This window comes from Paenibacillus artemisiicola, assembly GCF_017652985.1.
Classification (GTDB): Bacteria; Bacillota; Bacilli; order Paenibacillales; family Paenibacillaceae; genus Paenibacillus_Z; species Paenibacillus_Z artemisiicola.
This window is the reverse complement of the sequence record NZ_JAGGDJ010000003.1, coordinates 165,463-189,901: the sequence shown is the minus strand read 5'-3', so window position 1 is coordinate 189,901 and position 24,439 is coordinate 165,463. Positions and strand designations below refer to the sequence as shown.

Here is a 24,439-nt window from a genome sequence, read left to right as displayed (position 1 = left end):
TCGAAAAAAAAGCAAAAAGGGCAAATAAATCTACATAAATAAAATTCTATCATTCTTTGGAGCTATTGAGTAGTCTCTTTTTGCGTAGTGGCGGGATTTTCCGCCTCTTCGGGGATGAACGGCGCGTATTTGTCCGCCAGCAGAAGCGTGATGATTCCGGGCGGCTGGATTTCGATGACGGCGTTCATCGTCGCGATCTTATCCTGCAGCAGCGAGACCGCCGTGATCACCTCGAAACGCGTCCGGGTATAAATTTTGATCCGGTCCGGGTAGGACGTCGACGGCGCGGGGATGATTTCGGAAAAATCGGAGAGCGACTGCTCCGGAATCGCCGCCAACGCCTTGCATAATGCTCCGAGCACGGGGTCGCCGGATTTCCAGCCCGAAAGGATCGGCTTGTCCACCACCAAGTCGGATCCGGACGGAACCGTCGTGCCGTTCGCCAAAACCGCCGCCATTTCGCCTTTATTCGACAAGGAATAGGCGACCGTTTCGTATTCTTGAACCCGTATCGTGATGCCGCCGGGGAACGATTTGGCGACGGCGACGTTCTTCACCGGCTTCAACGCGCGGACTCTCGCCTCGATCTTGCCGGCCGACGTGCCGAAGAACGAATCGCCCGCGACGATGCCCGCCGCCTTGCGGATTTCCGACGCCTGCAGCACCTTCTGGCCTTCGACGGTCACGGTCGACACTTTGCTGATGGAGGAGTTGAAGAACAGCACGCCCAGCAGCACGATAAAGAGCAGCACGAGCACCGCCAGCAGCTTCTTGCCGCCTCTGCGCCGCTTGACGGGTTCCCGCAGAACGGGCATCTTCTCTTGCATGGCTTGTCCCCTATTCGTATAAACGCAAACGGCGTCCCGCCGCTTGGAGGCTGGAGCCGTTCACGCGTTTTCTATCTTGATCCGCAAGCGTCCTTAAGGGACGACCGTATTGTTCGGTACGGGCGAAAAGCGGGTAATTCTGGCGCCGAGCCGGCCGAGCATCTGCTCGATCCGGTCATAGCCGCGGTCGATGTGGTGCACCTGCTCGACGACGGTTTTGCCTTGCGCGGCAAGCCCCGCGATGACGAGCGCGGCTCCCGCCCGCAGGTCCGTCGCTTCCACCGTCGCGCCGTACAGCCTGGATACGCCGCGAATGAAGGCGGAGCTCAGATCGACGCGAATGTCCGCTCCCATGCGGGCCAGTTCATCCACGTGCTTGAACCTGCCTTCGAAGATCGTTTCCTTCATGACGCTGACGCCGTCGGCGAGCGCGAGCAGGACCATGACCTGCGACTGCAAATCGGTCGGGAACGCCGGGTACGGCGAGGTGACGATGCGATCGATCGCTTTTGGCCGCAAAGCGGCGCCCACTTTGATTATATCACCGTCAACCGCTATTTGAACACCTGCGCGGCGGAGCACATGGATGAGAGAGGTCAGATGCGAAGGGCAGGTATTGAGCAGCGTCACCTCTCCGCGCGTCGCGGCGGCCGCGACCATGACCGTACCCGTCACGATCCGGTCCGGGATGACCTGGTAGGCGCAAGGCGTCAGCTTCTCTACCCCTTCGACGGTAATCGTATCCGTGCCGGCGCCGATGATCTTCGCGCCCATCCGGTTCAGGAAGTGCTGCAAATCTTGAATCTCCGGTTCCCGCGCGGCATTGCTGATCGTCGTCAGCCCTTCCGCCAGGACCGCGGCCATCATGATGTTCTCCGTTGCGCCGACGCTCGGAAAATCCAAGTGGATCTCCGCGCCTTTCAGCTTTTTGGCATAGCAGACGATACGGCTTCCGTCCTCTTCGATCTCCGCGCCGAGCGCCTGCAGGCCGCTTAAATGCAAGTCGATTTTCCGTTCGCCGATCGCGCACCCGCCCGGCTGATAAATCGTTACTTCGCCGAATCTGGCCAAAAGCGGTCCCATCAGGAAGATGGACGAACGCATCTGGCGCATGAGCGCTTCGGGGATATGGGACGAATGCAGGCCGGTCGTGTCGAGCCGCACGGTTTGGTCGTCGTGCTCCGCCCGACAGCCGAGCTCCCGCAAAATGCCCAGCATGACGTCGATGTCCAGCAACCTGGGCACCTGATCGATCGTCACTTCTCCTTCTACCAGCATGCTTGCAGCTAAAATCGGCAAAGCGGCATTTTTAGCGCCTTGGATAACAATGGTTCCTGAGAGAGGTTTCCCGCCTTCAATCACCAATTTGTCCAATTTATCACCTCCGAATTACCGCTCACCCACGACCAGTACCTCGGCTATCAGCTCAATGCCGTATTTTTCTCGAATGGTGCTGCGTATGGTCGTCATCAGGGTGAGGACATCTTCAGCTGTCGCTTGCCCGGTGTTGACAATGAAATTGGCGTGCTGCGTGGAGACTTCCGCCCCGCCCTGCCGCAATCCTTTGAGCCCCGCCTCTTGGATGAGCCTGGCGGCATAATCGTTCGGCGGATTCCGGAAGACGCTCCCTGCGCTCGGCAGTTGGAGCGGCTGGGTCAGGAGGCGCCGCTGTTTGTACGCGGCCATCGCTTCCGCGATCGCCTTGCGGTCCCCTTCCTCCAGTTGAAATACCGCGCCCGTCACGATGCCAGGCCGTTCGTGCAGGCAGGAATGCCGATAGGAAAACGCCATGTCCTCTGCCCCGAAGCGAACCAATTCCCCTGTTTCCAGCACAATGTCAGCTGATTTGAATATACGTGACACGTCAGACCCTAGAGCGCCTGCGTTCATATAGACGGCTCCGCCGACCGAACCCGGAATTCCCCCCGCGAATTCCAGTCCCGTCAATCCTTCCTTGCCGGCCAATACCGACAGCTTCACGAAGGAACATGCGGCGCCCGCGTACGCGAGCGTCCCGTCGAATCGCGCATAATCGAATGCTTCGCCCGGTTGAATGACGACGCCCCGGATGCCTTTGTCGCTGACGAGCATGTTGGAACCGCGTCCGAGATTGGTCCACTTCAGGCCGTGCCGATGCAGCAACCGGACCGCCGCTGCCAACTGGTCCTGCGTATGCGGAATGATCAGCACGTCCGCCGGCCCGCCGATTTTCCACGTGGTATACGCGGCCATCGGCTCGTTATACTTGACGCTTCCCGCGTCGATCGTTTGCAACTCCGCCAAAAACTGCTCCATCTGTCGAACCTCCTTCTGCTGCAAGCGATTGAAACCTCCAAGCGTTCGCCCCTTCTTCCGGGCGGCAATTGCCCTGCTCTTAGCCGCGGCTTGCGCGGGGTGAGCCGGGGCGAATGCCCTCCGGATGACGGTCACGATTATGCAGTATACTATGCCTTCCCGCATAGGAGTGTGACAATCGCCCATTTGACAGGCACCGGGCTATTTCCCGGTCAATCGCCGCAATTCGCGCACGATGGCCGGCGCCGAATCCGGCTTGCCCAGCGCCTTCGCCGCCGCGCCCATTTCCTCATGGACGAACGGGTTGTTCATAATGCGGCCGATCCGCTCGAACAGGACCGCGCCGTTCAAGTCGCGTTCAAGAATCATCTCCGCCGCGCCCGCCTCCGCCAGGCTGCGGGCGTTCGCTTCCTGGTGGTTGTTCGTTACGTTCGGGGACGGGATGAGGATGGACGGCACGCCGAGCGCCGTCAGTTCCGCCAAGGAAGACGCGCCGGACCGTCCGACGACGAGCCGCGAAGCGGCGAGCACCTCCGGCATCCGGTGCAGGTACGGCAGCACCTGCAGCTTGTCCGTCGGCTTCGTCGCTGCGGCTTCGATGCGGCTCTTCGTGCCCTCGTAATAGCTTTCGCCGGTCACAAACACAAAATGGACGTCTGGCAGCCGCCCGAGGAGCGGTACCATGTCCACCATCACGTCGTTTATCGCTTTGGCCCCGCGGCTCCCGCCGACCAGCAGCGCGATCCGGCTGCCCGGCGGAATGCCCAAGAGGGCGAAGCCTTGTTCTTTATCGGCACGCGCGACGTTCGTCGCGCACGGATTTCCGGTATATAGCGTGCGGCTGGCTCGCCGGAACTGCCCTTCCGCCTCCGGAAAGCTGACCGCGACGGTATCCGCGTACCGGGAGAGAAACCGGTTGGTCAACCCGGCGATCGCGTTCTGCTCGTGAATCAGCGTCGGAATCCCGAGCTTGGCCGCCGCGTAGAGCACGGGGCCGCAGACATAGCCGCCCGTGCCGACGACGGCGTCGGGCTTGAACGCGCGGAGCAGCTGCTTGGAGCGGGCGACGCCTTTCAGAAACCGCATGACCGTCCGCACGTTCTCATAAGATAGCTTTCGTTTGAAGCCCGTGATTTCGACGGGTTCGAACGCAATCCCCTGCGCGGGGACGATTCGGCTCTCGAGTCCATTCGGAGACCCGATATAGAGCAGCGACGAATCCGGCGCCTCTTCCATGACCTGCTTGCCGATCGCCAGCGCAGGATAGATATGGCCGCCGGTTCCCCCGCCGGACAATACGATACGCATGATGACTCACCTCGAAAAACGGGAAATATTAAGCAGAATGCCCAGCGCCGTCAAGAGCAAGGTCAGCGACGAGCCGCCGTAGCTGACGAGCGGCAGCGTGATGCCCGTGACCGGAAGCATGCCGATGACGACGCCGATATTAATGAAGACTTGCACGGCAACGATGCCGATGATCCCGACCGCCAGCAGGCTGCCGAACGAATCCGGCGCCGCGATCGCGGTGCGCATGCCGCGCCAGAGCAGAATGCCGAACAGCAGGATGATGGCCGAGCCGCCGATGAAGCCGAGCTCTTCCGACAGAATCGAGAAAATAAAGTCCGTTTGCGGCTCCGGCAAGTAGTTGAACTTCTGGCGGCTCATGCCGAGCCCCAGGCCGACGAGCCCGCCGGGTCCGATCGCGTACAGCGATTGAATCGACTGGTAGCCGGCGCCGAGCGGATCGGCCCACGGATCCAGGAACGCCGTGATCCGCTGCAGCCGGTACGGCGCCGCGGCGATCAAGCCGCCGAGGCCGGCGACGCCGACGAGGGCGAGCGAGCCCAGATGCCGGAGGCGCGCGCCGGCCGTGTAGATGATCAGGAGCGAAGCGCCAATCATGACGGCCCCCGTGCCGAGGTCCGGCTGCAACATGATGAGCCCGAACGCCAGGCCGAGTATGCCGAGCGGCGGCAGCAGCCCTTTCGCGAACCGCGTCACGGCCTGCTGCTTCTCCGACAGCAGCTTGGCGAGGAAGATGACCATCGCCAGCTTCATGAATTCCGATGGCTGAATGCCGAAGGAGCTGATGCCGAGCCAGCTGCGCGCCCCGCCTCGGACGACGCCGATGCCGGGGATCAGGACGATCAGCAGCATGCCGAAGCAGACGAACAGCCCGAGCTTCGCCCACTTCTTCCAAATCCAATAGTCCGCGTTCATCGTGGCGATCATGGCCCCGATCCCGAGCGCGGCGAACAGCAGCTGCCGTTTGACGTAATAGAACTTGTCCCCGTAATCGTGAAACGCCAGTACGGCACTCGCGCTGTACACCATGATGAGACCGATGGCGAGAATGAGCAGAATCGCGATAATCATCCACATATCCGGGGCGGACCTGGCTTTGGCCATAGCGCAAAACACCTCTTGCAAGCGGAAGTAGGGACGAGCCCCCTACTTACAAGTTATGCGCCGATTCTTTAAAAATGCGCCCTCGGATCTCGTAGGACGAAAACATGTCCCAGCTCGCGCAGGCCGGCGAAAGAAGAACGGTATCGCCCGGCTCCGCGAGCGCGGCCGCTTCGCGGACCGCAAGGCGGAGGGTGCTCTCGGCGTCCTCCTCAGGTTCGACGACTTTGACCGCCGTTAAACCTGCCAGCCGCGCCACGTCCGCGATCTTGCCGCGCGTCTCGCCCAGCGCGACGACGGCCTTCGCCCGGTCGCGGAAATGCGGCAGCAGCTCCATGTAGTCCGAGCCGCGGTCCAAGCCGCCCGCGATCAGCACGACCCGCTGCGGGAACGAACGCAGCGCGATGATCGTCGCGATCGGATTCGTCGCTTTGGAATCGTTGTAATACGCCGCGCCCGCATGCTCGCGGACGAACTCTAGGCGGTGCTCCACGCCGCGGAAATTCCGCAGCGGCTCCGCCAGCGCGCCCGCGGGCGCGCCGGCGGCCAGGCAAGCTCCGATCGCGGCCAGGGCGTTGGCGGCGTTGTGCCGGCCCGGAATGCCGAGCTCGGCCACGCCGGCGATGTCGCGCTCGCCGCCCTCCCGGTCGCGCCAGACGATGCGGCGTTCGGCGCCGTCGTCCGGCTCCTGCGAATCCGCCGGGTACGGCGGCGTCACGCAGAGGCCGTAGTCCAGCTCGCGCGCCGTCGAGAACGGGATGACCCGCGCGCCGAGCGTGCCGGACGCCATCAGGTCGCGGCAGACGGCATCGTCGGCGTTCAGCACCGCCGTGTCGTCCTTGGTCTGGTTGGCGAACAGCTTCGCCTTCGAGGCGATGTAGTCGTCCATGTCGCCGTGATAGTCGAGATGCGTCTCGGCGATGTTCAGCAGCAGCGCGATCCGCGGCCGGAATTGATCCGTGCCTTTCAATTGGAAGCTGCTGAGCTCCGCGACGAGCCAATCGTCCGCTTCCGCCGCCTGCGCCGCTTCGCACAGCGGCGTGCCGATATTGCCGGCGACGATCGGCTTCAACCCGGCGGCTTCGAGCATTTCGCCGATCCAGGTCGTCGTCGTCGTCTTGCCGTTGGACCCGGTGATGCCGATGATCGGCGCCGGCGACAGCAGGTACGCGACTTCGACTTCCGTCACGACCTCGATGCCGAGCCCGAGCGCTTGCGCGACGGGCGGCGACGAATACGGGATGCCCGGGTTTTTCACCACGAGCGCCGTCTCCGGCGTGATCAGCCTTTCCGGATGACCGCCGCATAGAACAGAAACACCCAAAGCGTCCAGCTCGTCCGCTTCGGGGCATGATTGGCGATCCTTCTTATCGTTGACGATGACGGTCGCGCCCAGCTTATGGAACAGCTTGGCGACGCTCAGCCCGCTCTTGGCCAGGCCGAGCACGATCACCTGTTGATCCTTGTACAAGGATGGGTGTTTCATGGTTTCAGCTCCCTTTTGAATCCCCCGCGGGCGGGGGAACCGAGGGCTTTGCCCTCTGGACTCCCTTTTCTCTCACTAAATTCTTAAAAATTTCAACCTAGGGCCATCCCCCTAAGTCCCCCTTGGAAAGGGGGATTCCGAGGGTTTCACCCTCTGGACACCCACCCGAATGGCAGAACGATTGGGGTGCAGAGGCGCTCCTGCACCTGGCACGGCGTAGGCACGATGTCCCTGCGGGCCAACTTTACGTTGGCGCTCCCGGGGTACACGAAAGGCTCTTGTACGCTAGCGAAGCCGCCTGACTAGGCGAGCTAATACTGGCCCCCACTCACCTGGGGCGACTCTTTAAATCCTAGGCGAGCGGAGCGACCGGAGTGTCGGTTTGGAGTCGGAATGCTACGAAGTAGGCGAATGCTGCATTCCCTGTCTCCGACAGTGAACGCAAACCAATCGCCTTTGTCGCCTTTGTAGTCGAATTTCCCCATTTCTGAATAACCCAATTCAAGAAATCCGACTACAACAGCGAGCGAAGACCCAAACCGACCGCAGGTCGCACCCTTCTCACCATGTTCAAAAGTCACCGCCCCAGGTACAACCCGATTGCCGCGAACACCGCGCCGACGAACCAGAACACCGTGACGACCTTCCATTCGCCCCAGCCGGACAGCTCGAAGTGATGGTGGATCGGGCTCATTTTGAAGATCCGCTTGCCGCGCAGCTTGAACGAGCCGACCTGCAGGATAACCGAGAGCATCTCCAGCACGAAGACGCCGCCGATGACGACCAGCAGGATTTCCGTCTTCGTCAGGATCGCGACCGCCGCCATGCCGCCGCCGATGCCGAGCGACCCGGAGTCGCCCATGAACACCTTCGCCGGATGGGCGTTGAAGACGAGGAAACCGAGCAGCGCGCCGATCATCGTGGCCGAGAAAATCGCCGATTCGTGCTCGCTCGCGTGCAGCGCCAGGATCGTGAACGCCGTGAACGCCACGGCGCCTGTCCCGCCGAGCAAGCCGTCCACGCCGTCCGTGAAGTTGACCGCGTTGGTCGTGGCGAACAGCATGATGACGACGAACGGATAATAGAACCAGCCGAAATCGATCGTCGTCGACGTGCCCGGAATGCCGATAACGGTGCTGTGGTGCATGTGATGAAGAAGAACGCAGATGATGACCGAGAACAAGAGCTGGCCGAACAGCTTTTGGAACGCCGTCAAGCCGAGCGAGCGCTTAAACGCGATTTTGATGTAATCGTCGAGAAAACCGACCAAGCCGAAGCCCAGGCACGCGATGAGCAGTACCCAAAACTCGTTCGTCTTGTCGGAGAATTTCAGAAACGCGAGCAGCACCGCAAGCAAGATGATGATGCCGCCCATCGTCGGCGTGCCCTTTTTCTTCAAATGGCTCTGCGGGCCTTCCTCCCGGATCTGCTGGCCGAACTTCAGCCGCCGCAGCAGCGGGATGAACAGCGGTCCGAACAGGACCGAGAGCAGGAACGAGGCGCCGATCGACAACAGGATGACTTTAACGTCCATGATTCACCTCTGCGCCTCCCGCTGCAGGGCATGGACGATGTCTTCCATGCGCATGCCGCGCGAGCCTTTCACCAAGACGAGGTCTTCCGGCGCGAGCCGCGCCAGCAGCCACTCCGCCAGCGCCCCCTTGTCGTCGAACGCGCGTACCCGCTCCTCGCCGCCATCGGCGGCGAACTGCTTCGCGGCCGCCGCCGCCGTATGCCGCGACAGCGTACCGAACGCCAGCACGGCATCCGCCTTTGCCGGCGTGACGTACGCGCCGACTTCGCCGTGCAGCTCGAGCTCCTGCGGGCCGAGCTCCAGCATGTCGCCGAGCACGAGCCATTTGCGCCGGTAGCCGGTCAAGCCGGCGACGAGATCGATCGCCGCGCGGACCGAGGTCGGGCTGGCGTTGTACGCGTCGTTCAGCACCATGGCGCCGTTCGCCGCCCGTCCCGCCTCGATGCGCATCGCGGTCAGCTTCAGGCCCGCGAAGCCTTGCCGGATGACGGCCGCCGGCACGCCGAGCCGCGTCGCCGCGGCGATGGCCGCCAGCGCGTTCGAGACGTTGTGCCGGCCCGCGGCCGGCAGCTCGACGCGCTGCAGCCCGGCTTCGCCCTTGACGTCGAACCGCGAAGACGTCGCGTCGACGCCGATATGCTCCGCGACCCAGCGGCTCCCGTCCTCGAGGCCGAAGGTCTGCACCTCGACGCCGTCCGGCAGCCGCGCCGAGCGGATGCCCTCGGCCAGCAGCGGCTCGTCGCCGTTCATGATCAGCAAGCCGCCGGGCCGGAGGCCCGCGACGATCTCCAGCTTCGCCTGCGCGATGCCGGCCCGCGAGCCGAGCTGCTCCAGGTGCGAATCGCCGATGTTCGTGATGATCGCGACGTCCGGCTTGGCCAGCCGCGTCAGAAAATCGATCTCGCCGAACTCGCTCATCCCCATCTCGAGGACGACGGCGTCGTAGCTCTCGTCCAGCTCCAGCACGGTCAGCGGCAAGCCAAGATGGTTGTTCAGGTTGCCGACCGTCTTATGTACCCGATACGTCCCGGACAGGACGGCCGCGACCATGTCCTTCGTCGTGGTTTTGCCGTTGCTGCCCGTGACGCCCACGACGCGCAGGTCGAGCTCGTCCCGGTAGTTCGCGGCCAGCCGCTGCAGCGCCGCCACCGTGTCGTCGACGAGAACAAGCGGCGCCTCCGCCAGCACGTCCGGCACCGCTTTGCTCCGCTCCCACAGCGCCCCGCCGGCGCCGGCTTCCAAGGCGGCCCCGACGTAATCGTGGCCGTCCACGCGCTCGCCCCGGATTGGAACGAACAGCATGCCCGGCTGAATCGTGCGCGTATTGATGGAGACGCCGACGATCGCGGCGTCCCCCCGGTTATCGTTCAACACCGTGCCGCCGCAGAGGGCGGCAATCGCGTTCAATGGTCGTTTTATCACTATGAAAGACTCCTTATCGCTTCTTTGGCCACCTCGCGGTCGTCAAAGTCGTATTTGACGCCTTGTACGTCCTGGTACGTTTCATGGCCCTTCCCCGCAATTAATACTACATCGTCGCGGCGCGCCATTTCAACCGCTTTTTGAATCGCGGCGCGGCGGTCCGCCAGCAGCTCGTAACGGTCCTTCGGCACGCCGTCTTCCAACAGGCCGGCCTCGACGTCGGCCAGGATCCGCAGCGGGTCTTCCGTCCGCGGATTGTCGGAGGTGACGAAGCTGTAATCCGCGTAACGGGCGGCGATGCGGCCCATCAGCGGCCGTTTCGTCCGGTCGCGGTCGCCGCCGCAGCCGAATACGCAGAGCACCCGGCCGACGGCGAATTCCTTGACCGCCTTCAGCACGTTCTCGAGTCCGTCCGGGGTATGCGCGTAATCGACGATGACGGCGAACGGCTGGCCCGCGTCGACGGATTCGACCCGTCCCGGAACGCCGGGCACCGCTTCGAGGCTCGCCTTGACGTGCCGCAGCGGGATGCCTTCGATGAGCGCGGCGCTGATCGCCCCGAGCGCGTTGTAGACGTTGTACTTGCCGGCCATCCGCAGCGTGATGTCGGCCGAGCCCGCGAACGTCTCCGCGCGGAACGTCGTCCCGTGCGCCGTGATGCGCACGTTCGACGCCCGCACGTCGGCATCGCGCTCGATGCCGTACGTGACGACCTCGGCGGCCGTGGCGTCGGCATAGCCGGGCGAGGCGGGATCGTCCGCGTTCAGCACCGCGAAGAGCCGGTCCTCCGGCGACGCGGCGAACTCGTTGCCGAGCCGGCTGAAGAGCAGCCCCTTCGCCGCCGCGTACCGTTCCATCGTCTGATGGTAATCCAGATGGTCCTGCGTCAGGTTCGTGAAGATGGCCGTCCGGTACCGGCAGCCTTTCACCCGGCCCTGCTCCAGCGCGTGCGAGGAGACCTCCATCACGCAGTAGTCCGTGCCGGCTTCCGCCATCGCGTTCAGCGAGCGCTGCAGCTCGAGCGCCTCCGGCGTCGTGCCCGACATCGGCACCGCGCGGTCCGCGTAGCGCAGCTCGACCGTGCCGATGACGCCGGGCGAATGGCCCGCGTCTTTCAGGATCCGCTCGATGAGATACGTCGTCGTCGTCTTGCCGTTCGTTCCCGTCACGCCAATCAGCTTCAGCCGGCGGCTGGGCTGCCGGTAAAAATGGTCCGCGATGACGGCCATCGCGTGGCGGCTGTCCTTCACAATGATTTGCGGCACTGGGGACGGCAGCTCGAGCAGCCGTTCCGCCACGATCGCCGCGGCGCCGTTCGCCACGGCCCGCGCGGCGAAATCGTGCCCGTCGACCCGATGGCCGCGCAGGCAGATGAACAGCGCGCCCGGGCCGGCCTGGCGGGAATCGATTTCGACGCCCGACAGCTCCGTTTCCCCTTCCCCGACAAGGACTGCCGTAAGCAGCAGAGAAGCCAACTCTTTCACCCGCATATCGCTCTGGTCCCCTCCCATGAGCAGTTGGAAGGCCGCGCGGGCCGCCGCTGGCGGCGCTTCGCGCGGCGCTATGCCTACGATCGCAACTTACTACTCATTATAGTCAGGGACTTTCGCTTTCATCATCGTCTTTCGCTAAATATATGCGGATGGTTGACCCTCTGTCGACGCGCGTTCCGGCCGCCGGCGACTGCCGGATGACCGTGTCGCCGCTGCCCGCGGACGTCAGGTTGAAATTCATGTTCAAATCTTCATAGATATCGGATACGGTCTTGCCGACGAGATTCGGCACGGTGACGATCGGCGTCTCGCCGTATTTGTAGTCCTTGTTGATCTGCTTCGTGCTCGGCTGCACGCCCATGTACGGCAGCGCGTCCGCCAGAATGTTGTGCACGATCGGCGCCGCCACGACGCCCCCGAATTGAATGCCCTGCGGGTTGTCGACCGCGACGTACACGACGATCTTCGGATTGTCCGCGGGCGCGAAGCCGACGAACGAGACGATATGCTCGTTCGGCGAATAGCGGCCGTTGATGACCTTTTGCGCCGTACCCGTCTTGCCCCCGACGCGGTAACCGTCGATGAACGCGTTGCGGCCGGTGCCCTTCGCGACGACGCTTTCCAGCGCGTTGCGCACCTGGGCGCTCGTATTCTCGGAGATGACCTTGCGGACGGCTTCGGGCTCGACCGTGCTGACCGTCTCGCCGGTATCCGGGTTGATCCAATCCTTCGCGACGTGGGGCTTGTAAAGCGTCCCCCCGTTGATCGCGGCCGACACGGCGGCGATCTGCTGGATCGGGGTCACCGAGACGCCTTGCCCGAACGACGTCGTGGCGAGCTCGACCGGACCGACCTGATTCAGCTTGAACAGGATGCCGTTCTCTTCGCCGCCGAGGTCGATGCCCGTCTTCTTGCCGAAGCCGAAGTTTTTAATATACTCGAAAAGCTTCTCTTTGCCAAGCCGGTTGCCCAGCGCGACGAAGCCGGGGTTGCATGAATTTTGCACGACCTCGAGGAACGTCTGGCTGCCGTGGCCGCCCTTCTTCCAGCAGCGCAGCCGCGCGCCGCCGATTTCGACCGCCCCCGGGTCGAAGAAATGATCCTGCGTCAGGTTGACCTTGCCTTCTTCGAGCGCGGCGGCCAGCGTGATGATCTTGAACGTGGAGCCCGGCTCGTAGGTCATCCAAATCGGCAGGTTGCGGTTGTAGATTTGCTGGTCGACTTCCTTATACTTGGACGGATCGTAGGTCGGCCGGCTGGCCATGCCCAGAATCTCGCCGTTGTTCGGGTCCATCGCGATCGCGATGATGTCGTCGGGATTGAGCTTGACCATCGCCTGATCGAGCTCGCGCTCCAGGATCGTCTGGATCTGCTTGTCGAGCGTCAGCTCCAGGTTCAGCCCGTCCTTCGGCGCCGTGTACGTGTCGGACGAGCCCGGCATCAGGTCGCCCTTGGCGTCGGAGAGAAACGAGACGTTCCCGTTGATGCCCTGCAGCAGCGCGTCGTATTTGGCTTCGATGCCCGTCAGCCCCTGATTGTCGATGCCGGTAAACCCGAGCACGTGGGAGGCGAAGCTGCCGAGCGGATAGTATCGCTTGTTGTCCTCCGCCACGACGATGCCCGGGAGGTTCAAATCTTTGATCTGCTGCGCTTTGTCCGTCGTGATTTTGCGGCCGCCGGGCTTGAGGTACACGATCAGCTGCTTCTTCGTGATCGTCTTGAACACCGCGTCCTCGGCCATGTCCAGCACGCTCGACAGCTTGGCGGCCGTCTCGCGCGCGTCCTTGACTTGCGCCGGGATCGCCATGATGGTCGGCGAACTAATATTATACGCAAGCACGCTGCCGTTTCGGTCCATGATCTCGCCGCGCTTGGCGGCGAACGGAATTTCCCGCCGCCACGAATCCTCCGCGCGAGCCGCCAGCTCCTCGCCCTTCCACAGCTGCACGTACCCGAGCCGAACGGCCAAAAGCCCGAATCCGAGAACGCCAATGAGAAGCGCCGTGAACAGCCGGCGCCGGATCGTTACGCTGGAAACCTTCACCTGTCATCCCTCCGAAAAGGCTCGTAAAACGGGGACGTTCGTCCAACCGTCTCCTAGTTCAAGCCTATTCGGACAAGTGGGGGGTTAGAACAAGCCCCGTCCGCATAAAAACGCCGCGCCGTCCGAGAGGACGGCGCGGCTGCCGGCGGATGGCCGCCCTTTCGTTTATCCGGCCGGCGTTATCAGGTGTTTGTCCGGCGTTCGTCCGGCCGCAGGCGCCGGGGCAGCACCCGCCGATAGGCAGGCCGTCGCCGACCGGCTAACCCCCGGCGTTCGTCTGTCCGTCGCCGCCGGCTTGGCCGTCGCCGTCCGTTCCGCCGCTGCCGTCCGTTCCGCCGTCCGAGCCGGCGCCCGATTCGGTCTGGCGCAGCATGTCCTCGTCCGGCGGCGTCAGATTGAGCAGCAGCACCGGCTTGCCGTTCAGCTTCGCCTGCGACTGCGACTTGACGAAGCCTTCGCCGTTCGCGACGCACGGGATGCCGAGGTTCGAGCACATCTGCATCGCGTCGCGAAGCGGCATGCCGCTCATATTCGGCGTCGTCAGCTTGCTCTGCTCCTGCGTGAGCAGGAAAATCTTCTGGTCCGGCCCGACGGCCGCGCCGGCCTTCGGAATCTGCTTCAACACCGAAGCGCCCGTGCCGACGACCGTGTAACCCAGCTTCTTCGCATCGAGCGTCTGCTTCGCCTGCGCGAGCGGCTTCTCCGTCACGTCCGGCACCGACACCGTCTGCTCCTCAGCCGGACTGTTCGCGGCCTCGCCCTTCTCGATGGTCGGCTGCACGCCGAGATGCTTCAGGCTCTGCTGCATGATCTGCTTGAAAATCGGCGCGACCGCCGAGCCCCCGGACGCGAGCCGATCGTTCGGCTGGTCCATGACGATGTAGAGGACAACCTTCGGATTGCCGACCGGCGCGAAACCGATGAACGAGAGCACGTACTTATCGTCCGCGTATTTGCCGTTGATGACCTTCTGGGCCGTGCCGGTCTTGCCGGCGACCCGGTAGCCTTCGATGTAGGCGTTGCGGCCGGAGCCGATCTTCTGGTCGGACACGACCTGCTCCAGGTACTCGTCGACCTGGTTGGCGGTCTTCTCCGTCACGACTTGGCGAACGACCTTCGTCGGGAAGACGGTTTTCTTCTTCGTGACCGGATCGTCGATCTCTTTCACGAGATGGGGCTCGAGCAGCTTGCCGCCGTTCGCGACGGCCGCCACCGCGGCCACCTGCTGGATCGGCGTCACCTGAACCAAACCTTGGCCGAAAGCCGCCGTCGCGTATTCCACCGGATACTCCGGGTTGACCGAACCGGCTTTTTCGCCTGCTAGCTCGATGCCCGTTTTTTTGCCGAAGCCGAAATCGTTGATGTAGCTCATCAGCTTGTCCGGCTTCAAGCCTTCATAGCCGAGTTTGACGAACTCGACGTTACTGGACCGTTTCAAGCCTTCCAGGAACGTGATCGTCCCCCAGTTTTGATGGATATCGTGAATCGTGCCGCCCGGTACTTTGATGGAACCGGATTTGTACAAGGTATTCGGATTGAACAGCCCTTCCTGCACGGCGCCGGCGAGCGTGACGATCTTGAACGTCGAGCCGGGCTCGTACAGGGACTTGATGGCATGATCGTAGAAATTCGCCTGCGGGAAGTTCCAATACGTGTTCGGATTGAAATTCGGCAGGTTCGCCATGCCGAGAATGTCCATCGTATCCGGATCCGCGGCGATCGCCGTGATGCTCACCGGCTGATACTTATCGTAGGCTTCCTTGATCGCGTCCTCGATATAGTGCTGGATGTCGTCGTCGATCGTCAGCGTGACGTTCTTGCCGTCCACCGCCGGCTTCATGTCGACCGTGCCGTTGTCGATGATGACGCCGTTGCCGTCGCGCTCGTATTTGATCGAGCCTTCCGTTCCCCGCAGCTGACCGTCGAGCGCCGCCTCGAGTCCCATGACGGCGTTCCCTTCCTTGTCTTCGTAGCCGATGACGTGGGAAGCCAGCGCCCCCTTCGGATAGAAGCGCTTCTTCTGATCGATCAGGTAGATGCCGACGTCCTTCTCCTTCGTCTGCTCGATCAGCTGGTCGCGGAAGCGGACGATGCGGTCGGCCACGTCCTTGTCGATCTTCCAGCCCTCCTGCCGCACTTCGCGCTGCTCGTAATACTCGCCGTTCTTTTGCTTCGCCTCGATGATGTCGCGCAGCGAGCTCTTGGACTTGCCGAGCACCGTGTTCAGCTTGTTGACGATGACGTCCTCCAGCTTCAGCTGGTGGATGATCTTCGGGTTCACGGCCACCGTGTACGCCGCCACGTCCATGGCCAGCACGTTGCCGTTGCGGTCCGTGATCGTGCCGCGCACCGGAACGAGCGTCTCCGATCGCGACCAGACCTCCTTCGCCTTCTCCGTCCAAAAATCCGCCTTCACGACCTGCACCCAATAGATGCGCCCCACGAGGAAAACAAAAAGGAGGGTAATAACCCCTCCGACCAGCAGCGTGCGCAGTTTTATCCGTTTCGTCATCGCGATCACCTATTTCGATGCGACGGGCGCGTCGCCGCCGGTCTGAACCTGAATGCGATCGTCGCTCATAACATAGTCTAGTCGGGCAGCCTTGTCCTTTAGGACCTTCGGATCGTTCGCGATTTCCCGCTTCGAAATCAGGTCGTCGATCTGCAGCTGCATCTGCGCCTGCTGCTTCGTCATCGTCGTAATCTTCTGTTCCATCTGATAGATTTGCGCGTAGCGAAAAATAATGACTCCGGCCACGACGACGCAGGCGAGAATCGTGAACAGGTACAGCAGCTTCTCCTGCACGGGAATCGATTTCCGCTTGACGACGACTTTCTTCGTCTCGCGGTACGAAGGCTTCTGCTCCGGCTTTCGCTTCGGCTGCAGGGCAAGATTTCCATTCATATAGGCCATTGGCGTTCCTCTCTCTCCTCATGGTTCGTTCTATCGCGCTCTTGCGGGGACAAGCTCTATGTGTCAGAACGATAAGTTTCGTATACGCAAACGTTTCTTACAATCTCTCCGCGACGCGCAGCTTCGCGGAACGCGCCCTCGGATTCTGCTCCAGCTCCGCCTCGCCCGGCACGATCGGCTTGCGGGTGACCAGCTTCAGCTTCCCGTCGCCGCCGCCGCAGACGCACATCGGAAAATCCGGCGGGCACGTGCATTTCCCGACGAATTTCGCGAACGTTTGCTTGCAAATCCGGTCTTCGAGCGAATGGAACGTAATGACGGACGCCCGTCCGCCCGGTTTGAGCACGTCGACCGTTTGCTCCAGCGCCGTTTCTTCCGCGCCGAGCTCGTCGTTCACCGCGATGCGGAGCGCTTGGAACGTGCGCTTCGCCGGGTGCGGACCCGTCCGCCGCGCGGCCGCCGGAATGGCGGACTTGATGACCTCGACCAGCGCGCCCGTCGTCTCGATCGGCGCCTGCTCCCTTGCCGCGACGATTTTGCGCGCGATGGACCGCGCGAATTTCTCTTCGCCGTAATTCGTTATGATGCGGGAAATCTCCCGTTCGTCCCAACCGTTTACGATGTCGTGCGCCGTCAGCATGCCGTCCTGATCCATGCGCATGTCGAGCGGCGCGTCGTGATTGTAGCTGAACCCGCGTTCCCCCTCGTCGAGCTGCGGGCTCGAGACGCCGAGGTCGAACAATACGCCGTCCACGCCGTCAATGCCCAAATCGCGAAGCACGTTCGCCAAGTAGCGGAAATTGCTTTTGACCAGCGTCACCCGCGCCAGGTAAGGCGCTAATCGGAGCTTCGCGTTGTCGTGCGCCCAATCGTCCTGGTCCAGCGCGATGAGACGTCCGCCCGGCCCAAGCCGCGAAGCGATGAGCTCGCTGTGACCGGCTCCGCCCAAGGTGCAATCCACGTAAATGCCGTCCGGCTTGATCGCGAGACCGTCAACCGCTTCTTCCTTGAGCACCGTTATGTGTTGAAACATGCTGTCATCCTCCCGGCTCTAAGGTCGCCGTCCCGCGGGCATGCGCGCCCCGGGAGCCGGCTAAAAGTTAAAATCGAAATCCACCAGCTTCTCCGCGATCTCGTTGAACGTCTCCTCGGATTGCTTGAAGTAGCTCTCCCAGATCGGCTTGCTCCAAATTTCCACCCGATTCGATACGCCAAGCACGATGCAGTCCCGCTCCAGCTTGGCATATTCGCACAGCGTATTCGGCAAGTTTACCCTTCCCTGTTTATCCAGCTCGCATTCGGTCGCGCCGGAGAAGAAGAACCGCGAGAACGCCCGCGCGTCCGACTTCATCATGGGCAGCGACTTCAGCTTCTGCTCGAGCTGGCTCCACTCGCTGAGCGGGTAGACGAACAAGCAGTTGTCCAGCCCGCGGGTGACGACGAATTGGTCGCCGAGCTGTTCGCGAAATTTAACGGGGATAATGATGCGGCCTTTGTCGTCGATGCTGTGTTGAAATTCGCCCATGAACATGCGACCGCTCCACCTCTCCCCCTAATTCCACCACTTGGCCCCACTTTCCGCCACTTGAGTTCATGTATTCGCCACCCCGGATAACAATTCCTGCTCGAGGCACTTGATTTCCGCAAATATTTTATGGGATTAATCTTGTTACGATTTTGAAACCTTTTCCCCTTGCCGTTCGTGTAAACTGAAATCGGATCCTTGCGCGCCGCGCGTACCGGCCGCAGCATGCGGCGTCCCTCCGAATCCGGCGGACGCCGCGACATCTCATCGGAACGATCTCCAAAGGGGGCAAGCCAAAGATGAACGGCACTACCGCCTTGCAAGATACGGTCAGCCTGCTCCGCGGCGTCGAGCATTACTGCTTCCAGGTCGCCTACTATTTGCTCGGCAACGATCTGGATGCGGCCGAAGCGGGCAAACGCGCGCTGCTCGCGCTCGCCCGCGACCGGCGGTTTCTGGACGGCGGCGAAGACGAACGGAAGCGGCTGGCCAAATCCGCCGCGATCGCCTGCGCCATGAAGCGCGCCGGAGCCGAGGCGGCAACGCAAAAAAGCGGGTAGTCCCGGTCGTCCTACGACCGGAACCGCCCGCTCCGTTTCCAATCCGTTGACCGGCTTACGGCGAACGCTCTTCGCCGCCGTCCGGTTTCGTGACTTCCAAGACTTCCGGGGTTTCCGGGAGCTTCCCCGCCGGACCCGGCGTCCCGTTCGCCCGCGCGGCCGCCCGGCCGGCGGCCTTTCGCCGGCCGCTCCGGTAGAACGCGTAGCACGGAACGGCGATGATCGCGATCGCCGCCGCCACCGGAAGCGCGCCGGCCGCGAACACGACGACGCCTTGCGCGGCGGCGTACAGCGCTTTCGCGCTGCTTTCGGCCGCGTCCGAGATCCGCTCCCCGAACCCGCGCTTCGCGGGATTCGCCGCAGCGACCGCCTCTACCGTCTCGTACATCCGCAAGTCGATCGTCGAATAGGCGACGTTCGCGTCCAGATAGCGGATCCTTCCTTTTATCTGCTCGATCTCCGTCTGCACGTCCCCGAGCTGCTGCGAGATTTGCAGCAGGTCCGCCGTCTTCGTCGCTTTCGCCATGAAGTCGAGCAGCCGCGCTTCGACGACTTGCCGCGCTTTCAGCCTCGCCCCGAGATCGACGTACTCCTGCGTCACGTCCGTTCCCTGCGCGCTGCTTTGATATTCGAGATGCTCGATCTTCTCCAAACCGGCGAGGAAGCCGTCGAAGCCGGTCGCCGGCACTTTAATCGTGAACGTGCCGCCCCGCTCAGCCGACGTCTTCTGATCCGCGAACTTCAGCAGATAACCGCCGGACAGATGAATGAGGTCCCGGAGCTTCGTCTGCGCTTCGTCGTACGCCTTGACTTCCATCGTGACGTTGCCCCGATAAACGATTTTCCGGTCGATGGGCTCGCCCGCGGCGCCGTTCCCGGCCGTACCGTCTTCCGAGCCGCCCGGCTGCGCGCCGGATCCCGAAGGATCGGCCGACTCCGGCGGAGCCTCGGCCGCCGCGCTCGTCGACGCCATCGTATCCGCCGTCGCGGACGAGTCTGCCGACTCCGACGTCGCCTTGTCGTCGCTGCCCGCGTCGGCATTCCCGGCATCGGCAGCCGCCGCCGAATCCGCCGAAGCTCCGTTGCTCGCGTTCCGGTTCGCCGCCGAGCAGCCGGCCAGCATGCCCGCCAGCACGGCCATTGCCAATAGACCCGCCCACCATTTCGCTCTCGTCCTCCGCATTCCCGCACCCCGTTTCTTCTCCCGTGCCATGCTCGCGACCCCCTGCTTTGTATTTGTTCGCCTGCGATGAAGGTTGCTGCGCGATCCAAGGAGGATCGAACAGGCAGCATTCATCGCTACGCGCCTTCCACTTCCCAAACGCGGAAGAGCTTCCAAATGTTGCGAGGCAACGCGAAGAGCCGGCACGCCGCGAGCCCAACGAAAAAAAGGAGCCGCTTCTCAAGGAAGGGCTCCCGCCAAGGTGACGCATAGGTATGGAATGCGCAAATCGCGATACGCTCGGCGCTTAATGCGCCTGCCAGCTGTCGAGGTACGTCTTCTGCTCGTCGGTCAGCTTGTCGATGCCGGTGCCGAGCGCTTCCAGCTTGTAGCGCGCGACCTGCTCGTCGAGCTCGTACGGCACGTTCACGACTTTGGCGCCGATCGCCTCGTAACGGTCGTTGACGTACTTCAGCGACATCGCCTGCAGCGCGAACGTCATGTCCATGATTTCCGCCGGATGGCCGTCGCCCGCGGCCAGGTTCACGAGCCGGCCTTCCGCCAGCAGGTAAAGGCTCCGCCCGTCCTTCAGCCGGAATTCCTCGATGTTGCGGCGCACGACGCGCTTGGAGACGGACATCGCCTCCAGCTCCGGCTTGTTCACTTCCACGTCGAAGTGGCCGGCGTTGGACAAGATCGCGCCGTCCTTCATGACTTCGTAGTGCTCCCCGCGAATGACGTCGCGGTTGCCGGTAACGGTGACGAAGAAATCGCCGAGCTTCGCCGCTTCGCGCATCGGCAGCACGGTGAAGCCGTCCATGTACGCCTCGACGGCCCGAATGGCGTCGATCTCGGTCACGACGACCTGGGCGCCGAGCCCTTTCGCCCGCATCGCCACGCCTTTGCCGCACCAGCCGTAGCCGACGACGACGACGGTTTTGCCCGCGACGACGAGGTTCGTCGTCCGGTTGATGCCGTCCCAGACGGACTGGCCCGTGCCGTAACGGTTGTCGAACAAATATTTGCAGTACGCGTCGTTCACGGCGACCATCGGGAACTTCAGCGAGCCGTCCTTCTCCATCGCCTTCAGCCGGATGATGCCCGTCGTCGTCTCTTCGGCGCCGCCGCGAAGATTCGCCATCAAGTCGGGACGCTCCGCGTGCAGAATGGTGACGAGGTCGCCGCCGTCGTCGATGATCAGGTCGGGCTTCGTTTCCAGCGCCTTGACCAGGAGGGCTTTGTATTCCGCCGGCTCCGGATTGTACTTCGCGTATACGGTGATGCCGTCCTCCGCCAACGCGGCGCAGACGTCGTCCTGCGTGGACAGCGGATTGCTGCCCGTGATCGTCACGTCCGCCCCGCCGGCCTGCACGACCTTCGCCAAGTACGCCGTCTTCGCCTCCAGGTGCAGCGAGATCGTGACTTTCAGCCCCTTGAACGGCTGCCCCCGCTCGAACTGCTCCCGAATCCGGTTAAGCACGGGCATGTGCGCCGCGACCCAATCGATCTTCAAGCGGCCGTCCGGCGCAAGCGCCATATCGCGCACGATGCTGTCTTGCTTGGCATTCCCAGTCATGGTCATCTTCCCTTCGCTCATAAAAAAATCAGATAATGGCCGCCGGACCGGTCGTACGGCGCCTCCAGCAGCTTCTCCAGCCACGATGCCCCGAACCGGTTCCAGAAGTCCGCCATGTTCAGCGTCCGCTCCTGCGGTCCGCCTTCCGGCCACAGCGCGAGCGCGACCCCGTCCTGCTGGCGCAGGGCGGCGTCGAAGCGCCGCGCGTGCGCTTCCTTCGTCCGCTTCTCCAAGTAAGCGATCTGGTCCAAAATGCGGCGCAGGTTGTTCGCGGAGAGCGCCTCGAGCCCCTTCTCCACGGAAGCGGACAGCCGCATGACCGGCGCGTAGAGCGCTTCGAATTGCGCGCCCGCTTCGGCGAATCGTTCCTCGATGCCGAGCTCGTCGCGCTCCTTGAGCCAAGCTTCGCGCCGGTCGGCGTAACGATGCACGACGTCGTCGAAGGAGAGCCCGTACTTGGCCATCTGCTTCTCCGTCGCGGCGTCCACCAGGGTATACGACATCCGCGGCAGGATCAGCGGCATTTCCATGCCCATGGCGCGGAACGCTTCGCCCGTCAGCGTCCAATAGGCGATCTCGCCGGGTCCGAGCACGGCGCCTAGCACCGGCAGCAGGTAATCCTGCATCAGCGGCCGGGTCAGCACGTTGTTGCTCAGCCGCTGCGGCTCTTCCGCGGCGATCCGCAGGAGCTCGCCGCGCGACAGCCGGCACGTCTCCTTGCGGTTCCGGAAGCTCCCGTCCGTTTCCTTATACAGCAGCGTCCGTTCGTCCGCCTCGAACACGAACAGGTTCGCGCAGCCGTCGGCGACGTCCGCCGACGGGGCGAAGCCCAGCTCGCGAAGCGCCGCCTCGGACCGCTTGTACGCCGCCTCGAGCGCGTCGTTGCGTTCGATCATCGCGGTAAACATCGGCGCTTCGAGCGCGCGGATGCCGGCATCGTCGGAATCCAGCAGGACGAGGCCCTGCTTCCCGAACAGCCAGCCCAGGACGGCGGCGAACCAGCCGGACAGGTCGTCGTGATCCGCCGCGAAGCGGCTCAGCGCGTCCAACAGCTCACGCTTGAACTCGCTGTCCGGCAGCACGGCGCCGAGCCGCTGCAGCGCTTCCGCCATCGCGGGCTTCGCCAGCTTCGTGCGGCTGACCGACGTGCGGCCCCCCGCCGGACGGTCGATCGCGACGCGGACGAGCTTGTCTTCGGCCGCGCGGACGTAGGCATGGTTGGCCTCGTCCCAGTCATGGTCCTCGCCCGCGATCCAGAACACGGGCACCACGTGCTTGCCCGTCAGTCCGGACGCTTCCCTGGCCGCGGCGATCGCGGTCACGGCTTTATGTATGACCAGCAGCGGTCCCGTCCACAGGCCGGCCTGCTGGCCGGTGACGACGACCGGAGCGCCCGCGCGGATCGCTTCGATGTTCGCCAGGACGGCGGGCACGGCATTCATTCGTTTATTATACGCCAGCAAGGCATCTGCCAGGCGTTCGGGCTGTACGCGTTTGTCTCCATGGGCTTCCAGCCAGTTCATGCGACGGTGCCAATGCGATTCTTCCGCGGGGTGGCTGCCGAACAGCGCTTCCACGCCGGGATGGCTGCGCTTCGCGTAAGCCTCGACGAGCGGCTGTCCGAACGGCAGCCGGACCGGTTCTGTTCTCATCAACAGTCTCTACCTTCTTTTCTCCGGTATACGAGCTCTATAATGGCATGCGTTTTTTCTCATTCATTGTACACATTGTTTCGGTAACCGTCAAAATAAAAGACCCTCCGTTTCCGGAGGGTCCGATAAAACCGCGGCGGCCGCGATTCAGGCGGTAAACAGACTCTTGCCGATGCCGACGAACATGAGAATCACGTAGCAGACGCTCATCAGAAAAAATCCGAGCCGCCAAATGGCGCGCGAAACGCGCCGGAGGTCGAGGTTGCCCTTCGACCGGTACTGCATGTTCCCCAGCAGCCCGCCGCCGAGCAGCAGGATGAGCAGAATGCCGTACAGGCCGAAGCCGCTGTCGAAAATATCGTTGAACAGCACCGCCACGCAGCCGATCAGCAGGGCCGTCGTCACGTCCATGGCGAGGCGGAACGCTTTTTTCCGGTCGCCGCTGACGGCGGCATAGCCGAAATAAACGAGCAGGAACGGCACGACGGGAATGACCGCCAATAGGGCATACACATGCTTGATGCTATCCCAAATCCAGCCCAACCCGCTCTCCTCCTCCCGAAGAATTACGTCACGCGCAGCGCCTTCACGAGGGCAAGGACCGCGTCGTTCATCCGCGACGAAAGACCGAGACGCTTGGCGTACCCGGCGATGCCGCCGTTGATCCAATCGATTTCCGTCAGGCGCCCGGCGCGCACGTCCCGCAGCATCGAAGATTCGTTGCCGGCGGTCGCCGCGCATACGCCGAGCAGGCGTTCCCAAAGATCCTCGTTGGACCGCAGCCCCGCCGCGCGGAGAATCGCTTCGCTTTCGTCGTGAAGCGCCCGCATCAGCCGCAGGCGGTACGGATCGCGCGAAAGCTCGCCGTTCCTGACTTGGTAAATGGCCGTCAGCGGATTGATGACCGCGTTCAGCAATAATTTTAGGAAAACTTGATCTTTGATCTCATTCGACAGATTCGCCTCGATTCCTGCATCTGCCAGCGCGTCAAGCAACATTTTTTGCGCCTCCGCGCCGTCGTCGTTCCGCCCGTCCCAGCGGCCGAATGCGAGCCGCCCCGTTCCGGTATGCCGTACCGTCCGCTCGTCCGGCTTCAGCGCGCCTTCCGTCGTCACGGCCGCATAGACCGGAGAAGCCGGCAGCGCTTCCGCGAGCCGTTCCATATGCCCGATGCCGTTCTGAAGCGCGAGCAGCGGCACCCCTCCCCGGAGCAGCCGCTCCAAATCCGCGAGCAGCCCCGCGTCGACCTGCGGCTGCTTCACGGCGAGCACGGCCCAATCCGCGCCGAACGCGCGGCATGCGCCGGCATCGACAAACCGCCGCACGGACGCGGCCGGGATAACGACCTTCGTCTCCGCGCCCGTCGCTTCCTTATATAAGAGACCCTGCGCGTTAAGGGCGCCAGCCTGCTCGTCCGACCGGGTGAGCAGGACGACGCCGTGCCCCGCCAGCGCCAGCCTCGCGCCGTACAGCAGCCCCAGCGCGCCGGCGCCCACGATGATGATGTTCACGCGTCCACCTCGCTAGTTTTGAATCGTGT

Annotated in this window: 20 protein-coding genes; 1 reads left to right on the top strand and 19 read right to left on the bottom strand. The window is 63.0% G+C overall.

All coding sequences use genetic code 11. The features are described from left to right. Positions 1 to 62 precede the first annotated feature (62 nt). From I8J29_RS06740 to mraZ, 14 genes are all read right to left on the bottom strand, one after another. Positions 63 to 827 carry a cell division protein FtsQ/DivIB gene (locus I8J29_RS06740; RefSeq protein ID WP_208846902.1) on the bottom strand — a complete coding sequence of 255 codons (765 nt, stop codon included), beginning with the start codon at positions 825 to 827 and terminating at the stop codon, positions 63 to 65. A gap of 93 nt (positions 828 to 920) precedes the next feature. After that, entirely contained in the window at positions 921 to 2,201 is a 1,281-nt protein-coding gene (murA, locus tag I8J29_RS06735; protein WP_090638328.1) for a UDP-N-acetylglucosamine 1-carboxyvinyltransferase, read from the bottom strand. A gap of 15 nt (positions 2,202 to 2,216) precedes the next feature. Next, entirely contained in the window at positions 2,217 to 3,122 is a 906-nt protein-coding gene (gene murB, locus I8J29_RS06730) for a UDP-N-acetylmuramate dehydrogenase (protein ID WP_090638331.1), read from the bottom strand. A gap of 201 nt (positions 3,123 to 3,323) precedes the next feature. Beyond that, a complete protein-coding gene (murG, locus tag I8J29_RS06725) occupies positions 3,324 to 4,430 on the bottom strand; it encodes an undecaprenyldiphospho-muramoylpentapeptide beta-N-acetylglucosaminyltransferase (protein ID WP_208846901.1) in 1,107 nt (368 codons plus the stop codon). A gap of 6 nt (positions 4,431 to 4,436) precedes the next feature. Then, a complete protein-coding gene (gene spoVE / locus I8J29_RS06720; RefSeq protein WP_208846900.1) occupies positions 4,437 to 5,534 on the bottom strand; it encodes a stage V sporulation protein E in 1,098 nt (365 codons plus the stop codon). A 46-nt stretch (positions 5,535 to 5,580) separates the two neighbouring features. Next, positions 5,581 to 7,017, bottom strand: a complete 1,437-nt coding sequence (gene murD / locus I8J29_RS06715) for a UDP-N-acetylmuramoyl-L-alanine--D-glutamate ligase (RefSeq protein WP_208846899.1) — start codon at positions 7,015 to 7,017, stop codon at positions 5,581 to 5,583. Between the two features lie 577 nt (positions 7,018 to 7,594). Beyond that, entirely contained in the window at positions 7,595 to 8,551 is a 957-nt protein-coding gene (mraY, locus tag I8J29_RS06710; RefSeq protein WP_208846898.1) for a phospho-N-acetylmuramoyl-pentapeptide-transferase, read from the bottom strand. A 3-nt stretch (positions 8,552 to 8,554) separates the two neighbouring features. Then, on the bottom strand, positions 8,555 to 9,973 hold the full coding sequence (locus I8J29_RS06705) for a UDP-N-acetylmuramoyl-tripeptide--D-alanyl-D-alanine ligase (protein WP_208846897.1): 1,419 nt from the start codon (positions 9,971 to 9,973) through the stop codon (positions 8,555 to 8,557). After that, positions 9,973 to 11,463, bottom strand: a complete 1,491-nt coding sequence (locus I8J29_RS06700; RefSeq protein WP_208846896.1) for a UDP-N-acetylmuramoyl-L-alanyl-D-glutamate--2,6-diaminopimelate ligase — start codon at positions 11,461 to 11,463, stop codon at positions 9,973 to 9,975. The genes I8J29_RS06705 and I8J29_RS06700 overlap by 1 nt, the downstream gene beginning before the upstream one ends. A gap of 106 nt (positions 11,464 to 11,569) precedes the next feature. After that, a complete protein-coding gene (locus tag I8J29_RS06695; RefSeq protein WP_208846895.1) occupies positions 11,570 to 13,510 on the bottom strand; it encodes a stage V sporulation protein D in 1,941 nt (646 codons plus the stop codon). Positions 13,511 to 13,769: 259 nt separating this feature from the next. Next, positions 13,770 to 16,022, bottom strand: a complete 2,253-nt coding sequence (locus tag I8J29_RS06690) for a penicillin-binding transpeptidase domain-containing protein (RefSeq protein WP_208846894.1) — start codon at positions 16,020 to 16,022, stop codon at positions 13,770 to 13,772. Positions 16,023 to 16,031: 9 nt separating this feature from the next. Beyond that, positions 16,032 to 16,424, bottom strand: coding sequence for a cell division initiation protein (locus tag I8J29_RS06685; RefSeq protein ID WP_208846893.1), 393 nt, complete (start codon positions 16,422 to 16,424; stop codon positions 16,032 to 16,034). Positions 16,425 to 16,521: 97 nt separating this feature from the next. Further along, positions 16,522 to 17,457, bottom strand: a complete 936-nt coding sequence (gene rsmH / locus I8J29_RS06680) for a 16S rRNA (cytosine(1402)-N(4))-methyltransferase RsmH (protein WP_208846892.1) — start codon at positions 17,455 to 17,457, stop codon at positions 16,522 to 16,524. A 60-nt stretch (positions 17,458 to 17,517) separates the two neighbouring features. After that, the gene (gene mraZ, locus I8J29_RS06675; RefSeq protein WP_208846891.1) at positions 17,518 to 17,955 is read right to left on the bottom strand and encodes a division/cell wall cluster transcriptional repressor MraZ; all 438 of its coding nucleotides are present in this window, start codon (positions 17,953 to 17,955) and stop codon (positions 17,518 to 17,520) included. A gap of 293 nt (positions 17,956 to 18,248) precedes the next feature. Here mraZ and I8J29_RS06670 point away from each other — a divergent pair, with 293 nt between their 5' ends. Beyond that, positions 18,249 to 18,509, top strand: coding sequence for a hypothetical protein (locus I8J29_RS06670; RefSeq protein WP_208846890.1), 261 nt, complete (start codon positions 18,249 to 18,251; stop codon positions 18,507 to 18,509). A gap of 55 nt (positions 18,510 to 18,564) precedes the next feature. Here I8J29_RS06670 and I8J29_RS06665 read toward each other — a convergent pair whose 3' ends face one another. The 5 genes from I8J29_RS06665 to I8J29_RS06645 all read right to left on the bottom strand — a co-directional run bounded on the left by I8J29_RS06665 (position 18,565) and on the right by I8J29_RS06645 (position 24,410). Continuing rightward, the gene (locus I8J29_RS06665; protein ID WP_208846889.1) at positions 18,565 to 19,692 is read right to left on the bottom strand and encodes a DUF4349 domain-containing protein; all 1,128 of its coding nucleotides are present in this window, start codon (positions 19,690 to 19,692) and stop codon (positions 18,565 to 18,567) included. Positions 19,693 to 19,978: 286 nt separating this feature from the next. Then, positions 19,979 to 21,247: an adenosylhomocysteinase gene (locus I8J29_RS06660; protein WP_208846888.1), complete on the bottom strand. Its 1,269-nt coding sequence runs from the start codon at positions 21,245 to 21,247 to the stop codon at positions 19,979 to 19,981. A gap of 17 nt (positions 21,248 to 21,264) precedes the next feature. Then, entirely contained in the window at positions 21,265 to 22,899 is a 1,635-nt protein-coding gene (gene bshC / locus I8J29_RS06655; protein WP_208846887.1) for a bacillithiol biosynthesis cysteine-adding enzyme BshC, read from the bottom strand. A gap of 147 nt (positions 22,900 to 23,046) precedes the next feature. Beyond that, on the bottom strand, positions 23,047 to 23,442 hold the full coding sequence (locus I8J29_RS06650; RefSeq protein WP_090638368.1) for a DUF3397 domain-containing protein: 396 nt from the start codon (positions 23,440 to 23,442) through the stop codon (positions 23,047 to 23,049). A 23-nt stretch (positions 23,443 to 23,465) separates the two neighbouring features. Next, positions 23,466 to 24,410: a ketopantoate reductase family protein gene (locus tag I8J29_RS06645; RefSeq protein ID WP_208846886.1), complete on the bottom strand. Its 945-nt coding sequence runs from the start codon at positions 24,408 to 24,410 to the stop codon at positions 23,466 to 23,468. Positions 24,411 to 24,439: the final 29 nt, after the last annotated feature.

Coding starts and splice junctions, on each gene's coding strand:
- mraY (WP_208846898.1), bottom strand. CDS start 8,551: ATGGACGTTAAAGTCATCCTGTTGTCGATCGGCGCCTCGTTCCTGCTC.
- I8J29_RS06660 (WP_208846888.1), bottom strand. CDS start 21,247: ATGACTGGGAATGCCAAGCAAGACAGCATCGTGCGCGATATGGCGCTT.
- murB (WP_090638331.1), bottom strand. CDS start 3,122: ATGGAGCAGTTTTTGGCGGAGTTGCAAACGATCGACGCGGGAAGCGTC.
- I8J29_RS06665 (WP_208846889.1), bottom strand. CDS start 19,692: ATGCGGAGGACGAGAGCGAAATGGTGGGCGGGTCTATTGGCAATGGCC.
- murD (WP_208846899.1), bottom strand. CDS start 7,017: ATGAAACACCCATCCTTGTACAAGGATCAACAGGTGATCGTGCTCGGC.
- I8J29_RS06700 (WP_208846896.1), bottom strand. CDS start 11,463: ATGCGGGTGAAAGAGTTGGCTTCTCTGCTGCTTACGGCAGTCCTTGTC.
- I8J29_RS06690 (WP_208846894.1), bottom strand. CDS start 16,022: ATGACGAAACGGATAAAACTGCGCACGCTGCTGGTCGGAGGGGTTATT.
- murG (WP_208846901.1), bottom strand. CDS start 4,430: ATGCGTATCGTATTGTCCGGCGGGGGAACCGGCGGCCATATCTATCCT.
- bshC (WP_208846887.1), bottom strand. CDS start 22,899: ATGAGAACAGAACCGGTCCGGCTGCCGTTCGGACAGCCGCTCGTCGAG.
- rsmH (WP_208846892.1), bottom strand. CDS start 17,457: ATGTTTCAACACATAACGGTGCTCAAGGAAGAAGCGGTTGACGGTCTC.
- I8J29_RS06740 (WP_208846902.1), bottom strand. CDS start 827: ATGCAAGAGAAGATGCCCGTTCTGCGGGAACCCGTCAAGCGGCGCAGA.
- spoVE (WP_208846900.1), bottom strand. CDS start 5,534: ATGGCCAAAGCCAGGTCCGCCCCGGATATGTGGATGATTATCGCGATT.
- I8J29_RS06670 (WP_208846890.1), top strand. CDS start 18,249: ATGAACGGCACTACCGCCTTGCAAGATACGGTCAGCCTGCTCCGCGGC.
- mraZ (WP_208846891.1), bottom strand. CDS start 17,955: ATGTTCATGGGCGAATTTCAACACAGCATCGACGACAAAGGCCGCATC.
- I8J29_RS06685 (WP_208846893.1), bottom strand. CDS start 16,424: ATGGCCTATATGAATGGAAATCTTGCCCTGCAGCCGAAGCGAAAGCCG.